Raw genomic sequence first — 15,678 nt, forward strand, 5'->3', positions numbered from 1 at the left:
CTCCTGTTCTCCCCGTTCGAAGAAATCCGCTTTTCACCTACGGTTCCGTGAGCGACGAGACGTTTCAATCGAGGGGGAAATTCCTCCAACGGACGTAGTGCAAACGACCGACAGATCCGTATCCCGATACGGAGACGGAGCATTCAGTCCGCCGTTCGCTCTATCTTCAGATAGATGCCGTCCAAACGCTCGGCCAGAATTTTTGTCGTGTATCTCCGTTTCACAAGCCTGTGGTTTTCTTCGCCCATCTCTTCGACCCACGTCCCCTCTATCATCGCCGCCATGGCATCGGCGAGCGATTGCGAATCCTTAGGGGGTATGAGGATACCATTGTTCTCGTCTAGCAATTCGGGAATACCCGAAACGGTCGTGGTAATGATCGCATTTGCACCCGCCATCCCCTCCACGATCGCGATCGGAACGCCCGCCTCAGAACGTGTTGGGAGGACAAAAACGTCCTTTTCGTTTATCAGCGATCGCTTTTCGTCTTCGGTTACGAACCCGCGATACTCGACGGCGTCGTATGACTCCGAAAGCGTGTGGACGACATCGGATAAGGGACCCTTCCCGGCGATCGTAAGTGTCGCCCGACCCGATTCGAAGTAGTCCGACAACGTCTCGACAGCAGCGGCTAGCTCTGCGACACCTTTCCGCTTTATTAGATTCGACAAGAACAAAAATCTGACTTCCCCGTTGCGTTCGGCTACTGGTTCGTAATCGTCTATCTCCACGCAGTGGCGTAGGACGACGACGTTTTGGTCGGGAAACGATTCGCTGATGGCGTCAGCGGTGTCCTCCGAAACGGCGATCGTGTACGCGACAGTGTCGAAGACTTCGTCCTGCAGGCGCTTCATCATTCCATCCGAACGTTCGACGAAACGAGCGAACTGCGACCCGTGCGCGTGAAGAACGACCGGGACGTCCCAATAGCGTGAGAAGCCCAGAACGTAAGCCGCCGATAGCAGAAACCCCCGCGACTGTGACGTATGGACGTGAAGGATATCAGGCTCGCTCTTCGCAAGACAGCTCACGTATTGATACGGGATGGAAAGGATGGCAACGAGGTAGTCAGTGAAATCGTTCCGCTTCGGAATCCCTTTCCCGTGTATGTGGTGTCTCGTCCGATCCGTGGGAAGTCTCGACAGCTGTCCCAGATATCGCGAGACGCCTCCGGTCGGATGCCCGGACGGACCGATGTGTAAGACGGTTCGAGGTGTAGCAGCAGCCTTCTGTTGCGGATCAGTGTCTGTCACCGTTCGATCGTTCGCTCTCCCGGAGAAACGTCAATACACGTCCTCCGACCATTCGATTGCCGTCCCGCTACTGACTCCTCGACTGAACAGCCATAATGTTGCTCTAACAACAATTCTACAGGGATGTACTATAGCCACTGTTGAATCTCTTACGGGCATCGAATCCGTCGGTCGGAAGGACTGTCATCTGGTGCCATTTGCCGATAACCCATTCGTCGTCGACCTGACCCAAGCGCCCAGCCACCAGTTTACACTATTTGTATCCCAATGTCCGTAAGCGCTTTTCGACGGTAGAATCGTGGAGTTGAGTTCCGTCTTCCAGTATGTTTTCCCCGATCTCGTCTCTCGAGACAAATTCGTCCAGCTCTGCTTCTAATTGCCCGACCCACTCGGCACTCTCCGAGACGTCCGTCGTTTCGTCAGGATCGCCCGCCAAATCGTACGCTTCGGTTCGGAGACGACGCTTCGTCTCCGCATCGAACGTCCTGATCAGTTTTCGTTCTTCAGTTCTGACGCCGGTGTACACCCGATTCAACATCGGCGAGTGATTCAACAGAAAACTCGGCCTCGCGTCGGGACCGTGTGGGGATCCCTCCCAGTTCGTCGGTATCTCGATGTCCAAATTCGACGCTATCGTCGCGGGTATATCGAGTTGCCTGACGTATTTCGACCCGGAAAACCAATCCGCGGCTCCGGGACTCACGAACAGGGGGACGCGAACACACTCGTCGTAAAGCCGTGCGTGGCCGTACTTTCCGTGTTCGAACTCCTCCCCGTGGTCACCGACTATCACCACGATATCGTCCGGTTCAATCAACTCGAAGATGTTTCCTATCTGCTCGTCTACGAACTCGACACAATCCCAGTACAGTCGTTCCAGCGTTGCGACTGTCTCCGTATCGATGTCGCTGTGGTTCTTCGAATATTTATAATGTGAATACAACGTTTTTACGAGCCCATTCTCGAACGACCGTCTGAACCCGGGGAGAAACGGAACGTGAACGTCCATCAGATGAAGCCAGAGAAACTTCCGTCCTGCCGTTTCGGAGTACCACTCGCTCGCCCGCTTTGACATTTCCTTCGTCGTTACTCGCCCGCGAAACCGTAAATAGTCGGTCACGTTGTCGATGGTATCGTACACGTCGCTCAGTCTCGTCGTTTCGCGCGTGGATCCGGTACCGAGTCCGTCGTTCCAGAACGTATCGAAATACGGGCGCCATGCGCTCAAAAATGGGTTCGAAGCGACGAACCCGCCGGTAGCGTAGCCTTCGTCGGAGAGAAGTTCAACGAGCGGGGTCGTCCCATCCCGGATACTATCGAACCCGGAGTAGACGGTCGGATAGTACTGGCCGCTCAGGATGGCTGGAAAGACGCCCCGCGTCGCGGGTGCCGGACAGATCGATTCCCTGTGGAGGTAGTTTTCGGTGAGTGACGCGAATTCGTCCATCTCACTGGGTGCATCGTGCCTCCAACAGTCGATAGTTATCAGAACTATATCGCGGGACATCTTCGCTAATGAACACCCCTAACGCTTTCAACTTGTTGGCTTCTTTTAACGTCCCGGCTGACACTGCACACGGTCGATTACCGATACCCTAGTTGTTCGAGGCGTTCCATCACTCGATCGTTCGATTCCGAGCGTCGTTCCGACGACGTTCCGGACGTGACGTCCCTGCGCTGTGAATAGTCCAATTCGAGCCACGGAACGGTGACGAGATCGGTCGCGTAGATTCCCTCGGGATGGCCGTAAACCGGAACTCCTAACGGTCCGATCCGCTCGCCGAACAGATTACCGTGGTCGGACGTTACGACGGTTTTTCCGTTCAAACTGGACTGTAGCGTTTCGACGTGCGGAAGGGTGATCTCGAGGTTCTCCCGGTACGCCGTTCGAACGACGTCTTCCCGTAGGTATCCCTGTTTTAGCATGTCCCAAACGTTCCAGTGGTCGCTCTCGGCCATTTCGCCGGTTGCCATTCGCCTCGACAGTTCGATTCCTGCTTGTTGTTCAATGGCTTCCTGTCCGAACTCCCCAATAAACGGGTAATGGGGTTGGATAAAATGTGCGATGATCCGCTTGTTCGGATACGTTGCTCGTGTTTCGAGTGTTTTTCGAACCATCTCGCGCGGATGAACCGTGTTGTGACTCTCGTCCCAATCCGATTCCCAGACGTTGACAACGGCGTGGAACGTATCATCGGTGTGAACGTTGACTTGCGGATTCGCGGTTACGTAAACGGTATCCCGAAAGGTACGCCCGTCGAAGTTTCGCCGCAAGAATTCTGGCGTGTTCGACCCGAGCGACCGTTTTCGGGTCAACGTGCCGGACAGCGTGGATTCTGTGAGTGATTCATGGAACACGTCGAATCGACAGGCGTCCAGGATGAGCAAGTTGTCCCAGTCTTCGAACATTACGCGCGATCCGGTGTGGCCGTGAACGTACCGATAGTACGGCTTCAAAACCGCCTTTTCGTATAGAAACGGAAGCGCAATACGCCTCCACCACCGAGCGTCATCGCAATGGTCCACCGTCTGTCGAAGCTTTTCGATGACATCCATACCTATTCTCGAGTCGGGAGCCAATTTCATATTTCTGACGTATGATTTGTGCATCTCATTTCGTTATGCTAACCGTTCCGTTAGATACGTAGAAAGTGCGTAGGCCATCCACGCCTGACACCATCGCATCAGCGTAAACCGCTTCGTATAATGTTTTCTTTTTTGATAGTAGAACTGACCCGACCCCGCGTACAGGTTGTCGACCACCCACTCGATAATCGAACGGGCGAACGCGAAGTCCCCGACCATACTGAAGACGATGATTCCCTGCGTCGCGGCGTGGATATCTTTCGGGTATGCCTCGTTCTCGTCCCAGTTCGGCGCGCCGTCCGCTTCAAACAGTTCGTTTCGGTAGAACTCCAACGCCGTCGATAGTTGCTCCGCGTACCTATCGGACTCCGTCACGTTTCGGTGTCGAAGGAACGATTCGATAATGAAACCGTTGTGATGGTTGTCCATCGACAGATGGGACGACGATGGTGGATCGCGGTAGTACCACCCACCGAGGTCGGTCTGTCGTTCGGCCACGTAATCGAGGATCTTCGTCGAGCGTCTCCGCAACTCGTCCGTACCGAACTTCGAGTACAGGTCGATAAGTAGTCTTGCCCCCAGTGCACCACCGTTGAGGGTGTAGTACTGACCGTTCTCCAACGGTTGGTACTTTATTTTCGCGGCGTCCTCTATTTCCCTGTATTCTAACTCCTCGTACAGAAATTCGGTCGCCTCGGCCGCGGTATGCGCGAACGTCGGGTCGAACTCCGACACAGCGAGTAACGCCTTCGTCGCGTACGATGTCGGAACGATGTTCGGGGTATTCGGGGGCCTTCGTTCCCGAAGCATCTGCATCGCGTGTCGATGTCCGCCGCAAAATCCGGCGTACCCGTCGCTGGTGTTGTTCGTCAACCATCGTGCGAGTCTGACCGCGTCGTCCCTGTACGACTCGTCCGTCGAGAGATGGAACATTCGGCGGTTCGCCATGGCGAATAGGGCAGTTCCCTTGAAATTTCGGCGTTTCTCCACCAACAGTAATGGACGGACGTTTATCGGCGCTCGCTTGATCCCTTCCTGTACGAGTATGTTGAGCCATTTGTTATCGACCGGAATCGACGTGAGAACCCGACTACTCATACCGTCGAAGTAGTCGTATCCCACGTAGTCGTGCTCCCTCGAATAATGGAGCGTTCGTTTCAACAGTCCGTAGATATCTTCGTACTGTAGTTCACTCATGGATGGACTCACAAATTCGTGCGACGATGCTACTGACTTCGTCCCGAACCCGACGCGACTGGCCGAGATCCCCTGCTTTCCTCCACTCACCCGATAGGTAGTCGAAAATCTCGCCCGGATGACGTGATGTCAGCATCCTTCCCTTACGCTGTAACCGTTGATCAACGGACAGCGGCGTTTCAGGAAAGAACGACACTGCTGGCTTGTTCATACAGGCAGCTTCCCTCGCCATCGTCCCGGAACCGGTGAGAACACCATTGGAGTGCCACGCAAGCTGAAGGCCGTTCAGCGCCGTTCGGGGGACGTATACCTGCTCGCTGTTGTACGTTGCTGTGAAATGTTTGTCGCCTCGCCCCCGCGGCAAATACACGACGTTTATGTCTCGCTCCGCCGCTCCACGTAGCAGCTCCGGAACGAGTGACTGCGCTTTGCTCACATACGCCGCATCGAGAGCTTCAGGTCGGATGACGATGTATTCGTCGAAGGGTAATCGTTTGGGAAACGAATCGTCGGGTTCGAAATCGGCGACGTAGATATCCTCTTTGTATCCATCGTAGGTGTGAACGCGTGACGAATCGAAACGCCATTTCGTCAGTTCCTCGGTTTCGAACGCGGCAGGGACGATGTTGTGCGTCGCTTGTGCTTCAAGTCGGTTGTACAGTTCCTCGAACGGAAGTCCATCCACGTGAGCCGTGATATCGTTGTCAGTGAAATGGACCGAGGGAATATCTCGAACCTTGGATGCGAGCACGCACATCGCGTTTCTGGACGATAACGATACGCTTGCGGACGGAGCACGCGCGGCTAGCTGCATCGTCCGTACCGGGATGCCGACTTTCCGGAGCAACGTGTTGTCGAAATCGCGTCCGAGGACCGTGTAGTCGAATCCGGTTTCCGCGGCCAAATCGACCGTTTCGGTCTTCTCTCGGACGGTGACTTCCGTTCGGATGCCGGGTAACGAGTCAGACAGTCCGCGGAAGAAAAACGGATGGGAGGGGCTTACTAAGTCGATCCACGCTGTTTGGGTGTATGTAACTGTCATCTGTATTCGTGATCGAAATCGATCGTGTTGCGTTCGGTCTCGTCTGCCATCGCTTTCCAGTGGGTCGGATTGAAGGGATGTTCGCCGTTAGCGGTCATATTATCCGCTGACCTCCAATTCTCGAATCAGATTTGTGATGCGATTCAGTACTAACCCACAGAACACGCCCAGCACGCCGAATATCGTCACGAATCCCGCCACTAGAACCTTACTCGGGTAAAATGTCCCCGTGGTTTGGTAGATAAGAATCGCATCGATACCGTACAGCGTGCCCGCGAGAATAAACAATATCCCCGGAACGCCGAAGAACACCAACGGATGTCTATCCTGTACCAACTGTAGGAGGAACATCGTTACGACCAACCCATGGTGAATGGGATTGTACGTCTGCCCATCGATACCCTCATATCGGACATCGATTGGCACCTCACGTATCGATAGCTCCCGTCGAACCACCTGGTCTACCATCTCCGATTCGACGCCGATACCGTTCGTTCGAAGACGGATTTTTTCGATGGTTTCGGCGGACAGGGCACGAAACCCGCTCTGTGTGTCAGTCAATGCGACGTTCGACGAGTGTGACGTGAGATAATCGAGTATTTTTTGTCCGAATCGACGATAGGCGGGCGTTTCGTCGTCGGTTGATGGGGAGAGATACCGGCTTCCGATGGCGAGGTCGGCGTCACCTTCGAGAACGGTCTCCGCGACGGCATGAATATCCTTCGACGCATGTTGTCCGTCCGCGTCGAGGAGGACCAGCACGTCGAACTCGACCGTCCGGGAGTACTCGAACAGCGTTTGTATCGCACTCCCCTTTCCTTCATTGGATTCGTGCTCGATGACGGTAGCACCTGCTTCCGACGCAACCATCGCGGTATCGTCCGTACTCCCGTCGTCGACGACTATCACGGAATCGGCGTGGCGCTGGGCCGTGAGAACCGTACTGCCGATGCCGATTTCCTCGTTGTAAGCCGGTATGCCGACGACGATTTCGTTAGAGTGTGATACAGGCTCGTCGTCGAAGTCCGTCCCGTTCGCGTCAGTGGGGCCCCCGCTCCGACGTATTTTTGCCAAGTCGATCGGTTGTGATGGGGTCGTCTGGAGGACGATTCCGGAATATGCGCATTCCTCCGCGTACTCGATGAGCTCCTTGTGGAACAACTCGATATCGGCGACCGCGCCCGTCGAATCGATACAGTTGGCACCCAACTGTTCCGCTATCCGAACGCTTCTGGCTTTTGGAATCCCTCGATGAATGATGATAACTTCGTACCCGAGTTGCATCGCTCGGCGTGTCGAACGGACGATTTCGACATCGTTACTCTCTGTGGCGATCAATCCGACCGCAATCGGATCCTTGTATCCGGAAAGCCGATGATATCGCGCTTTCTGTGAACTATCGGTCATTATCGAGAGAGTGTGCCCCCATCTGTTTCGACGTGTTACGTCCGGAGTTTCGGACGAACGCGCTACCGGCAACCGTTTCGAGAAACAGATGTCGATAGAACAGTATTTCAACCCCGGCTTTCGTTTCGATGGTCGATTTATAGTCGCCCGTTCGTCACAGGTCATTTCCCCGCCGTGGAGAATGGTAGTCTCTCAATATCGAATCGAGGGGGTCGTGCATACTATCGTACCGGTGAAATCCGTGCCGAGACGTCGCACGTCCGAAACCGCGTTCAGCAGCCCGTGAAATCCGACGATATGAGCGTGTCGACCCGTTATTACTCGGTTGTGATGTCCTTCGTGCCGCTCGGCGTGAACACGTGTATGAACACATGTCGTATTGCGGGTGGAGTCCCCTCGGTATTGTTGGTTAGCTTTCCGAACGCGGGACGAATGGGATGCCTAATACGGGAGTACGGACGGAAAAACCATACCGGAATCGGTGAGCCGCCGTGCTTTTCTCTGTGAAATCAGTCGGAGGTGTCAGTCGTTCGCCCTATCTCCGCGGCGCTCCGAACTGCTCGGCTGGCGAGCGTGTTCGAGACGGCGTTTCCGGTAAAGGATGCCCGTTCGAACGCTTTCGTAACTATCTCGAGGCTCCTTCGCTCTCCATCCTCCAAATCCGCGTTCGTGCACTCTCTGTAGAACTCCCAGTGCGTCAACCGGGGCTCGACCGACGTCGTCGATTCGACGTGTACGCGAACCGCTGCGTAGGACAACTCCGCCGCTCGGCTATAATCACCGTCGGCGAGTGCGGCGTTCGCACGCTTCAGAAACGCTAGATGCAGGGCTGGCGGATGCATCTCTCCAGACCTATCCTCCTCTTCCGTCGCTTCGAACTCGGTCACTTCGACCCCTTCTTGATTCTGTGAGTTGTATTTCCTTCGCCATACATATGCACCGGCGATGAGCAAACTGGTGAGCGCGGCGCCGAGAACGAAGAGGAGCCACCACTGTTCGAGGAGTGAGGCCGTCTCCGACAGTTCCAATCGAACGCGTGTTTGTGCACGGCTTGGACCCAGATTCGACCCGCCGTCACGATATCTGGCCACGAGCATTACGGATTCGTTGGACTGGTTTTTCGCGACGCTGGCGGGAATCCGCAACTGTGACCGATACGTTCCGTTTGCGCCAGTTTGTACCGTTCCGATCGCTTTCCCACCGGCGACAATCGTGACGGTTTGGTTGTCGACGACTCGCCCGTCTCTCGTCCGCAGTCGTCCCTGGACACTAACATTGCGTCCCTGGGTAACGCTCCCCGACAGCGAGAGCGACGTCGGCGTTTCACGCACCCTGATTGGTGATGTCGCTTTCGCCCGCGTCAGGGCCTGTCGGTGATACGGTAGCTGTACGCGGAGCCGCTGTTTGCCAGCCGACGTATTGAGCGGTAGCTTCGAGTCGAATTCGAACGTCCCGTTCGAATCCGTCGTCGTCAGCGCGATACGCTCCCCACCGGCGAACAGCACCACGGGAACACTCGAAACGGCCCCTCCCGTCGAACGCACTGTCCCCGTTGCCGTCACACGCTGACCGAACGCTGTCATCTCGGTACTTCGGTCGAGCACGACTGTCGCGTTCGTCTGCCGAACGGTCGCGGAGACGTTCGTGCTCGTTCCGAGGTAAACGGAGTCGCTCGATGGAACGTATCGGAGGTTGAACGATTGATTTCCAAGATGCACCGCGCGTGGCCGCCCGGTGATGGAAAACGTCCCGTCCGGTCCCGTCTTCGTGTTGACAGTGTGATTCGACGTGAGTCGGAGTTGAATGGTCTTATTGGAGAGCGTCGTTCCGTTACGAGAACGTAGTTCTCCGGTCACCCTCAACGGGTTCCGATACGACATCCCCGGCTGTGACGAGCGCGCGACCAACTGGGTCTTCGTGAACTCGTTTCTCCGAATATCCACCTGCTGATTGGTGATGTTCTTCGTAATTCCGTGAACCGACTGAATCTGACTCGAGAAGTCCTTTCCGGTCGAATTCGATACGTTCCGGTAGTTTTTGGATAGCTCGTCGTCGGTGGTATCGATGGTCGATTGGAGTCGATTTAGTTTTCTGGCTATCCGGCGTGCTTTTCGTTCGTTTCCGTTTCGCTTCGCTTGCTGATACTGCGTGTAGAGACGACGATAGCGCTGAACGCTGTTAGCGTACGTCTGCTGTCTTCGTTGTGTTTCGTTCAACTCCCTCGCAATCCTGTCGTCGCGCTTCGTTTTTGTCTGACCTACCACATCGACGTACTGTGAGAGCTTGCTGTCGTATTTCGAACCTACCAGTGAACGTGCGTCCTCGTACTTTCCTTGCTTTATCTTAACGGTACTCGACCCAAGCCGGGAGGAGAGATGTGAGACGTACCACTGGCTGAGTTCCGAGAGCTCTCCCTCCCGATTCACATCGGACGGATTGACGTGATGGTCGGACGATGTCCCGTTTCCGGTCGCCGATTGGTTCGGTTGTACTCCGAACGCCCCGAGCGGTTCGAGCGTAGCGGCAGGTGAATGGTTCGACTTGTCCCACTGTGTGTCACCGAAGGCGATCGAAGTACAGCCGGCTATGACGATGACCAGCGTTAGAAGGAGGACGAATGACTTCTGCAACCGACGGGGCGCTTGTGGCACGACCCTCTAATCGGTAGTCCCCATCAAAACTCCTTTTGCCAGCGAACCGGTTACGCTGACCGTTCCATTGTTGTCGCTTCGACATATTACGGAAAGCTGTGTGTACGATTGTTCATTCGGATGAACGGTCAGTAGGTTCAATTGGTAGCGAATCGAGAGCAGACTGGTATGCAGCCGATGCGCCGATTCTGGGCGACGTGTAGCCTTACGGCAGTACTCGTTGCCGGAGCGTGGGTGCTCGATGAACCATTCTTGCTCGTTGGTGCGGCGTCGATCGGTGCGTCCCTCGTCGCTCACCAACTAGCGTTCATTCTCAGGGTAACCCGACTGTCCGACGACCTCGTTGTAACACAGGACGTGTCACAAGAGGAGACTACCGTCGAGACGGACGTCGAACTCCGTCTTCGGGTACGCCTCCCGTATTCGGCCCCGTTTTCGCTTTCGATTCGCACATCACCACCGATCGCGGCGAGCGGAAGCACGGCGGCGGAACGCACAGTCACGCTCGAGGAGGGCAGTGACGACGCTGAGACTGAATTTTCGGTTCGATGGCCCGTCGCCGGTGAGTATCGGTTTTCCGAGCCAACCATCACCGTTCGTGACCCACTGTCCGTGTTCGAAACCACCCTTTCGCTGGGGACGACGCCCGTCGTGACGGTGGACCCGCGCTATCCGGAGAACCTCCACGTTGGTATTCGCGGAGAACGTGTTATGTCGTCGCTCGGCTCGAAGAAAACGGGGAACCGCGGAAATGGGTTCGACCCGGCCGAAATCCGACAGTATATCCCCGGCGACACAGTTCGGCACATCGACTGGAAGGCAACCGCTCGAATGAATTCACTCTACGTGCGGGAGTTCGAGGAGAAAACCGACCTCTCGAACGTCCTCGTCGTGGACCATCGTTCGACGATGGGGGAAGGAAAACAGGGACGGACGAAACTCGACTACGCACGACAGGTAGCGCTCGGATTCGTCGCGAACGGACAGGTTACGAACACGCCGTGTGGATTGTACGGCCTCGATGACGAGGGTATATCAGTTCAGCGGACATCGAACGCGACAAAACAACATTTCGATCGGTTGCGGACGGACCTTCACGCGTTCTCGTCTTCGAGGTCGGAGCGGTCTAACGGCCGCCGACCCTCTCGATCTGGAGGGTTCGGCGGTTCCTCACATCGATTATCACCCACGAACGCTCGAACAGCGACGAGTCGTCTCGACTCGTCCTCGCCGTTCGATACCTGCCTTCGTCCGTTCTTCGAGACCCGGTCGTCATCCATCGCGTTGTCCGGCGAGAAACCACTCTACGACGCTGTTCGAACGCATCTCTCGAGCGTTCGAAAAACGGTCATCGCGGTGTTTTTCACCGACGATACCCGTCGGGCCGAGCTTCAGGAGGCGATCACGGTCGCACGACAACGGTACGAACAGGTGATGGTGTTCGTTACCCCATCAATCCTGTTCGAACCGACGGGACTCGCCGACCTCTCGCGGGCATATGAACGATACGTCGATTTCGAGGAGTTTCGAAAGTCGTTGGCAAGCACGAATGACGTAACTGTGTACGAAGTGGGACCACAGGACCCGCTCACGGCGATACTTTCGACGCATTCGAAGCAGGTGGTGAACCGATGAACCTTCCGGAGTCACGAACCCCACTCGGTGTTATCGGCGTCACAGTGGCGGGCGTCGCCCTGTGGTTTGGCGGGGGTATTGTTGGCCTACTCGCCGCAGGCGTGCTCCTCGCCCTCTGGTACCTGCTACCCGCGAGCTACGCAGTCACGTTCGGACAGTTCGCGCTCGTAGCGTTGGTTCTCCCTGCCGGAACACCACCGGTCATCGTAGCGGGTGAGGTGGGGCTGGTGACCATCCTCCTCGAACCGTCGTTTGCGCTCGAAACGAACCGAATGCGGGTCGCCATCGGTGCCGGATGTATCGGCCTCTTTACCAGCGGTGTTTGGTTGCTGTATCTGTGGAACGGATCACTCTGGCTTCCGACCGTCGCGCTCGTCGGTACCTTGATATTGGCATTTTACAGTCTTCATCGGTACGAGATGGCCGTTCGTGAGGCCATGATCGGGGAGGCAGACGGATGAGTACCGACGTCGGGACGTCGGCCGACGAACGAGAATCAGTAGCCGTGGACAATCCGGTCGATGACCGTGAAGAGCTGACCGCCCGGATGGCGTTACTCGTCGAAGAAAACGAGCGACTTCGACGCGAGTATCGCCGAGCACGACAAGCTGAGTATCGCCGTACCGCACTCGGATTGGCAGGGTGTGGTATAGTCGCGGCGCTCGCAGGCGTGCTGTTTTCGGACGCACGACCGACGTTGTTCACTCTCGCAGGTATCGGACTGTTCGCGGCCGTTCTGACGTACTTTCTCACGCCGGAACGGATCGTTCCGGCATCCGTCGGGGAACGTGCTTACGCCGCATTCGGGACGCTCGGTGCGACGATTCGCTCGGAATTGGGGCTGTCGGAGGAGACGCTGTATCTACCGACGGACCGATCGGAAGACGAGTTCGAATCCGTCCTCCTGTTCGTCCCGCAGCACGCGGATTACGAACTGCCGGACTGCTCGACGCTTACTGCAGGGTTCGTCGTGCCGGACGACGAGCGACAACGGGGAATCGCGGTTTGGCCCACTGGGTCCGGTTTGTATCAGGAATTTCGGTCACAGGTGGGGGCCATCCCGGAGACGCCGGACGACCTCGCCGTCCAACTCGCCGATGCCCTCACCGACAGTTTCGAACTCGCCGATTCCGTAACTTCGGAAGTGGATACCGACGGACAGAGCGTGACGTTCGGTGTCGTCGGAAGCGCCTTCGGTTCGGTCGAACGGTTCGATCACCCGATCGCTTCGTTCGTCGCGGTGGGGTTCGCTCGCTCCCTGAACCGGGTCGTCTCGGTCGAACAGGTGGCGACAGAAGATGACGATAGAACGGACTATGTGGTGCGGTGTTCGTGGGGGTAGAATGGGATCGATATCGACTGACGCTAGTCTTACACACCGAAAATTCGAATCGGCTCTTTCGTGCGGTCGGTGCCGATTATGAGACGGAACGGTTATTTATCGTCCGTATTCGCCCACTGCCTCGGAACTCCACCGTCTTCGGATTTTGCTGTCGTTGGCATCGATTTCGTCGAATCGCTACTTGGCGGCGAGATGTCCGAGATGATTTCTTCGATTATTTCGTCCGTCGTGCGGTCGCTCAGTTGCGTTTCGGTATTCGGCACCAGCCGATGCATGAGAACCGGAACCGCCATCCGTTTTACGTCCTCCGGAATGACGAACTCTCTGTCGTGAATCGTTGCTCGTGCCTTGGCGACCTGCAGGAAGGCGAGGCTCGCACGCGGTGAACCGCCGTAGCTCAGGTCGGGATGCTCCCGTGTGGCCGCGACGATAGTGCGGATGTATCGTCTCACCGGCTCCGCCACGTGCGTTCGGGAAACCATTTCACGGGCCGCAAGTATCGTGTCCGGATCCACGACTCGTTCGATGTTCTCGGGACTAAGTGTCGGCTGGTTGTCAAATCGCTCCAGGAGTCTGAGCTCGTTTTCCTCGTTCGGTAGATCGACGGTCGCCTTCAACTGGAACCGGTCCCGCTGCGCCTCCGGTAGTTCGTACGTGCCTTCCATCTCTATCGGGTTCTGCGTTGCGACGACGATGAACGGTGCCGGCAACGACATTGTTTCTCCCTCTATCGTGACGGTTCCTTCCTGCATTGCTTCGAGCAACGCACTCTGTGTTTTCGGCGTCGCGCGGTTGATCTCGTCGGCGATGAGAATGTTCGTGAAGATCGGCCCCTGCTGGAGTTCGAACGTCCCGTCCGCTTCTTTGTATACCTGCGTTCCGGTGATATCCGCGGGAAGCAAGTCGGGCGTCATCTGCACGCGTTTTGCGTCGAGTCCGGTTGCCCGTGCGAACCCGTTCGCGATGGTCGTCTTTGCGACGCCAGGTACCCCTTCCAGAAGAATGTGTCCGCGAGTCAGTAGAGAGATGGTCAAATATTCGATAATTGATTTGTTTCCAATGAGAACGGTCGCGACCTCCTCCCTGATTGCTGTGTGAATTTCTTGAGGAGTTGTCATCAAAGCTGATACTATACCAATTAGAATAAGCGATAGGGATTGTACGGCGACAGAAATCGTTGTCTCAACGCTGCTGGTCTTGATATGCGCGTACCACCCGTTCTATCTTTTCGTCGTTCCACTCCGGATGATGGGTTTCGAGATGGGTAGCGATTTCGTCCGTCGTCAACTCGACATCGGTCGGAGTTTTCGACGTCGAGCGCAGACTGGAAACGTATCGTCCGACACCGATGGATGGTCGTTTCGTCCATCCGAAAATCATCCCGATAGAGAGAAGGATGAGTCCAAATTGGAGTGGGCGAGAGTCACGAAGCAGTAAGATTGCGGCTGAAACGGGCGGTAGCGACCCTGAATGGGAATAATCGAGGAGCACGCGTTTCTCGCGGTCGAAAATTTCCCGAACGAACACCCCATTATCCCTACGGTCTTGCATCGAGTTGATAAACAGGCTAGAGTCGCTAACGACGATAATTCGCCCGTGTCCAATCGATTCGACTGTTGCGACGGGGTGATTTCCGACCGACTCACTCGTGTCCAATTTCCCGTTCGAATTCGTATCGAGATACGCGTGTGCCGAACTGTTTACGAGGACGGTCGCGTTGTTCGGCCGAACTGCAGTTCCTCGATTGAGCGCGAGCGAGGAGACGTTCGCAACTACAGGATGGCCCGATACGTTCCGCGCGATCGGCATCTCCGGGGATCGGTCGTTGTACCGCTCGTCACGGAGCAGGCGGCCGTCGAGCCGCGACCGAGCACCCAAATCGTGGAGTAGGGGGTTGGTGTTCGGCCCGAAGTCGTCAGCGACGACGAGCGTTCCGCCTCGCTGAACGAATCGGCGGAGTTGCGTTCGTTCGCGCACGCCGTATTGCTTCGTCGGCGACAGGACGACCGCAACTGTCTCGTTCGCGGGACCGTTGGTGTACGCAGTCGTATCCCGAACGACGACGCTCGTCGCATCCGTTTCTTCGGCCTGTGACTGTAACTGGGACGCACCGTTCCACTCCCCGTTGTACGCGCTGAACGACGCATTGGACGTGCTTGCGACGATGAGAACGGTGACAAGGACGACCGTTGCGAACCCGCCGACGACGACGGTTGGAAGCGACAGTCGATCGCGCCACGACACGATTAGAGCACCCCTGGGGGTAGAATTGCGAGGATTCGACGAATGACGATGAGTCCGAACACGGCGAAACCGAAAACGATGAACCACCGGAGACGTCGTCGCCAAAGCGGGGTCAGGGAGACCGGTGCCGTGAGTTCAGTCAGGACGAGAAATCCGAGAAACGACATGGCGAAAAACAGATCACCCGAATACGTTTGGAGCACGTTTAGGACGAAGAGACAGAGAAGCATCCAGACAGTCTGTCCGTAAACGAAGCGGCGGCGACGCTGTGTCGGCATTCGATCGATGTACTATCGGAACTGTTACCAAAGTAACGGCTAT

Annotated in this window: 13 protein-coding genes; 3 read left to right on the top strand and 10 right to left on the bottom strand. The window is 56.2% G+C overall.

The genetic code is table 11. The features are described from left to right. Positions 1-143: 143 nt before the first annotated feature. The 7 genes from OOF89_RS15045 to OOF89_RS15075 all read right to left on the bottom strand — a co-directional run bounded on the left by OOF89_RS15045 (position 144) and on the right by OOF89_RS15075 (position 10,136). On the bottom strand, positions 144-1,253 hold the full coding sequence (locus tag OOF89_RS15045; protein ID WP_266080477.1) for a glycosyltransferase family 4 protein: 1,110 nt from the start codon (positions 1,251-1,253) through the stop codon (positions 144-146). Between the two features lie 253 nt (positions 1,254-1,506). Beyond that, positions 1,507-2,760 (bottom strand): sulfatase-like hydrolase/transferase, encoded by a 1,254-nt coding sequence (locus OOF89_RS15050; protein WP_266080479.1) that lies wholly within the window; start codon positions 2,758-2,760, stop codon positions 1,507-1,509. Positions 2,761-2,837: 77 nt separating this feature from the next. Next, positions 2,838-3,809, bottom strand: coding sequence for a hypothetical protein (locus OOF89_RS15055; protein WP_266080481.1), 972 nt, complete (start codon positions 3,807-3,809; stop codon positions 2,838-2,840). Positions 3,810-3,872: 63 nt separating this feature from the next. After that, positions 3,873-5,036, bottom strand: coding sequence for an antibiotic ABC transporter permease (locus OOF89_RS15060; RefSeq protein ID WP_266080483.1), 1,164 nt, complete (start codon positions 5,034-5,036; stop codon positions 3,873-3,875). Then, on the bottom strand, positions 5,029-6,078 hold the full coding sequence (locus OOF89_RS15065; protein ID WP_266080485.1) for a DUF354 domain-containing protein: 1,050 nt from the start codon (positions 6,076-6,078) through the stop codon (positions 5,029-5,031). The genes OOF89_RS15060 and OOF89_RS15065 overlap by 8 nt, the downstream gene beginning before the upstream one ends. Before the next feature lie 99 nt (positions 6,079-6,177). Beyond that, entirely contained in the window at positions 6,178-7,485 is a 1,308-nt protein-coding gene (locus OOF89_RS15070) for a glycosyltransferase family 2 protein (RefSeq protein ID WP_266080487.1), read from the bottom strand. A gap of 509 nt (positions 7,486-7,994) precedes the next feature. Further along, on the bottom strand, positions 7,995-10,136 hold the full coding sequence (locus tag OOF89_RS15075) for a COG1361 family protein (protein WP_266080489.1): 2,142 nt from the start codon (positions 10,134-10,136) through the stop codon (positions 7,995-7,997). A gap of 168 nt (positions 10,137-10,304) precedes the next feature. Between OOF89_RS15075 and OOF89_RS15080 the strand changes: the two genes are divergently transcribed. Genes OOF89_RS15080 through OOF89_RS15090 form a run of 3 tightly spaced genes read left to right on the top strand, consistent with a single transcriptional unit; the run spans position 10,305 to position 13,113 of the window. Then, positions 10,305-11,771, top strand: coding sequence for a DUF58 domain-containing protein (locus OOF89_RS15080; protein ID WP_266080491.1), 1,467 nt, complete (start codon positions 10,305-10,307; stop codon positions 11,769-11,771). After that, positions 11,768-12,232 (top strand): hypothetical protein, encoded by a 465-nt coding sequence (locus OOF89_RS15085; RefSeq protein WP_266080493.1) that lies wholly within the window; start codon positions 11,768-11,770, stop codon positions 12,230-12,232. Before OOF89_RS15080 ends, OOF89_RS15085 begins: the two co-directional genes overlap by 4 nt. Further along, positions 12,229-13,113, top strand: coding sequence for a hypothetical protein (locus OOF89_RS15090; RefSeq protein WP_266080495.1), 885 nt, complete (start codon positions 12,229-12,231; stop codon positions 13,111-13,113). Before OOF89_RS15085 ends, OOF89_RS15090 begins: the two co-directional genes overlap by 4 nt. Positions 13,114-13,205: 92 nt before the next feature. Here OOF89_RS15090 and OOF89_RS15095 read toward each other — a convergent pair whose 3' ends face one another. From OOF89_RS15095 to OOF89_RS15105, 3 genes are all read right to left on the bottom strand, one after another. Continuing rightward, on the bottom strand, positions 13,206-14,231 hold the full coding sequence (locus tag OOF89_RS15095) for an AAA family ATPase (RefSeq protein WP_266080498.1): 1,026 nt from the start codon (positions 14,229-14,231) through the stop codon (positions 13,206-13,208). Between the two features lie 64 nt (positions 14,232-14,295). Next, a complete protein-coding gene (locus OOF89_RS15100) occupies positions 14,296-15,357 on the bottom strand; it encodes a DUF4350 domain-containing protein (protein WP_266080500.1) in 1,062 nt (353 codons plus the stop codon). A gap of 2 nt (positions 15,358-15,359) precedes the next feature. Continuing rightward, complete coding sequence (locus tag OOF89_RS15105; RefSeq protein WP_266080502.1) at positions 15,360-15,635, bottom strand: hypothetical protein; 276 nt, start codon at positions 15,633-15,635, stop codon at positions 15,360-15,362. Between the last annotated feature and the right edge of the window lie 43 nt (positions 15,636-15,678).

Source organism: Haladaptatus caseinilyticus, assembly GCF_026248685.1.
GTDB classification, from domain to species: domain Archaea; phylum Halobacteriota; class Halobacteria; order Halobacteriales; family Haladaptataceae; genus Haladaptatus; species Haladaptatus caseinilyticus.

Bases quoted from the DNA above. Each gene is read 5' to 3' on its own strand.
- OOF89_RS15050 (WP_266080479.1), bottom strand. From the start codon at position 2,760: ATGTCCCGCGATATAGTTCTGATAACTATCGACTGTTGGAGGCACGAT.
- OOF89_RS15055 (WP_266080481.1), bottom strand. From the start codon at position 3,809: ATGGATGTCATCGAAAAGCTTCGACAGACGGTGGACCATTGCGATGAC.
- OOF89_RS15060 (WP_266080483.1), bottom strand. From the start codon at position 5,036: ATGAGTGAACTACAGTACGAAGATATCTACGGACTGTTGAAACGAACG.
- OOF89_RS15065 (WP_266080485.1), bottom strand. From the start codon at position 6,078: ATGACAGTTACATACACCCAAACAGCGTGGATCGACTTAGTAAGCCCC.
- OOF89_RS15070 (WP_266080487.1), bottom strand. From the start codon at position 7,485: ATGACCGATAGTTCACAGAAAGCGCGATATCATCGGCTTTCCGGATAC.
- OOF89_RS15080 (WP_266080491.1), top strand. From the start codon at position 10,305: ATGCAGCCGATGCGCCGATTCTGGGCGACGTGTAGCCTTACGGCAGTA.
- OOF89_RS15085 (WP_266080493.1), top strand. From the start codon at position 11,768: ATGAACCTTCCGGAGTCACGAACCCCACTCGGTGTTATCGGCGTCACA.
- OOF89_RS15090 (WP_266080495.1), top strand. From the start codon at position 12,229: ATGAGTACCGACGTCGGGACGTCGGCCGACGAACGAGAATCAGTAGCC.
- OOF89_RS15095 (WP_266080498.1), bottom strand. From the start codon at position 14,231: ATGACAACTCCTCAAGAAATTCACACAGCAATCAGGGAGGAGGTCGCG.
- OOF89_RS15105 (WP_266080502.1), bottom strand. From the start codon at position 15,635: ATGCCGACACAGCGTCGCCGCCGCTTCGTTTACGGACAGACTGTCTGG.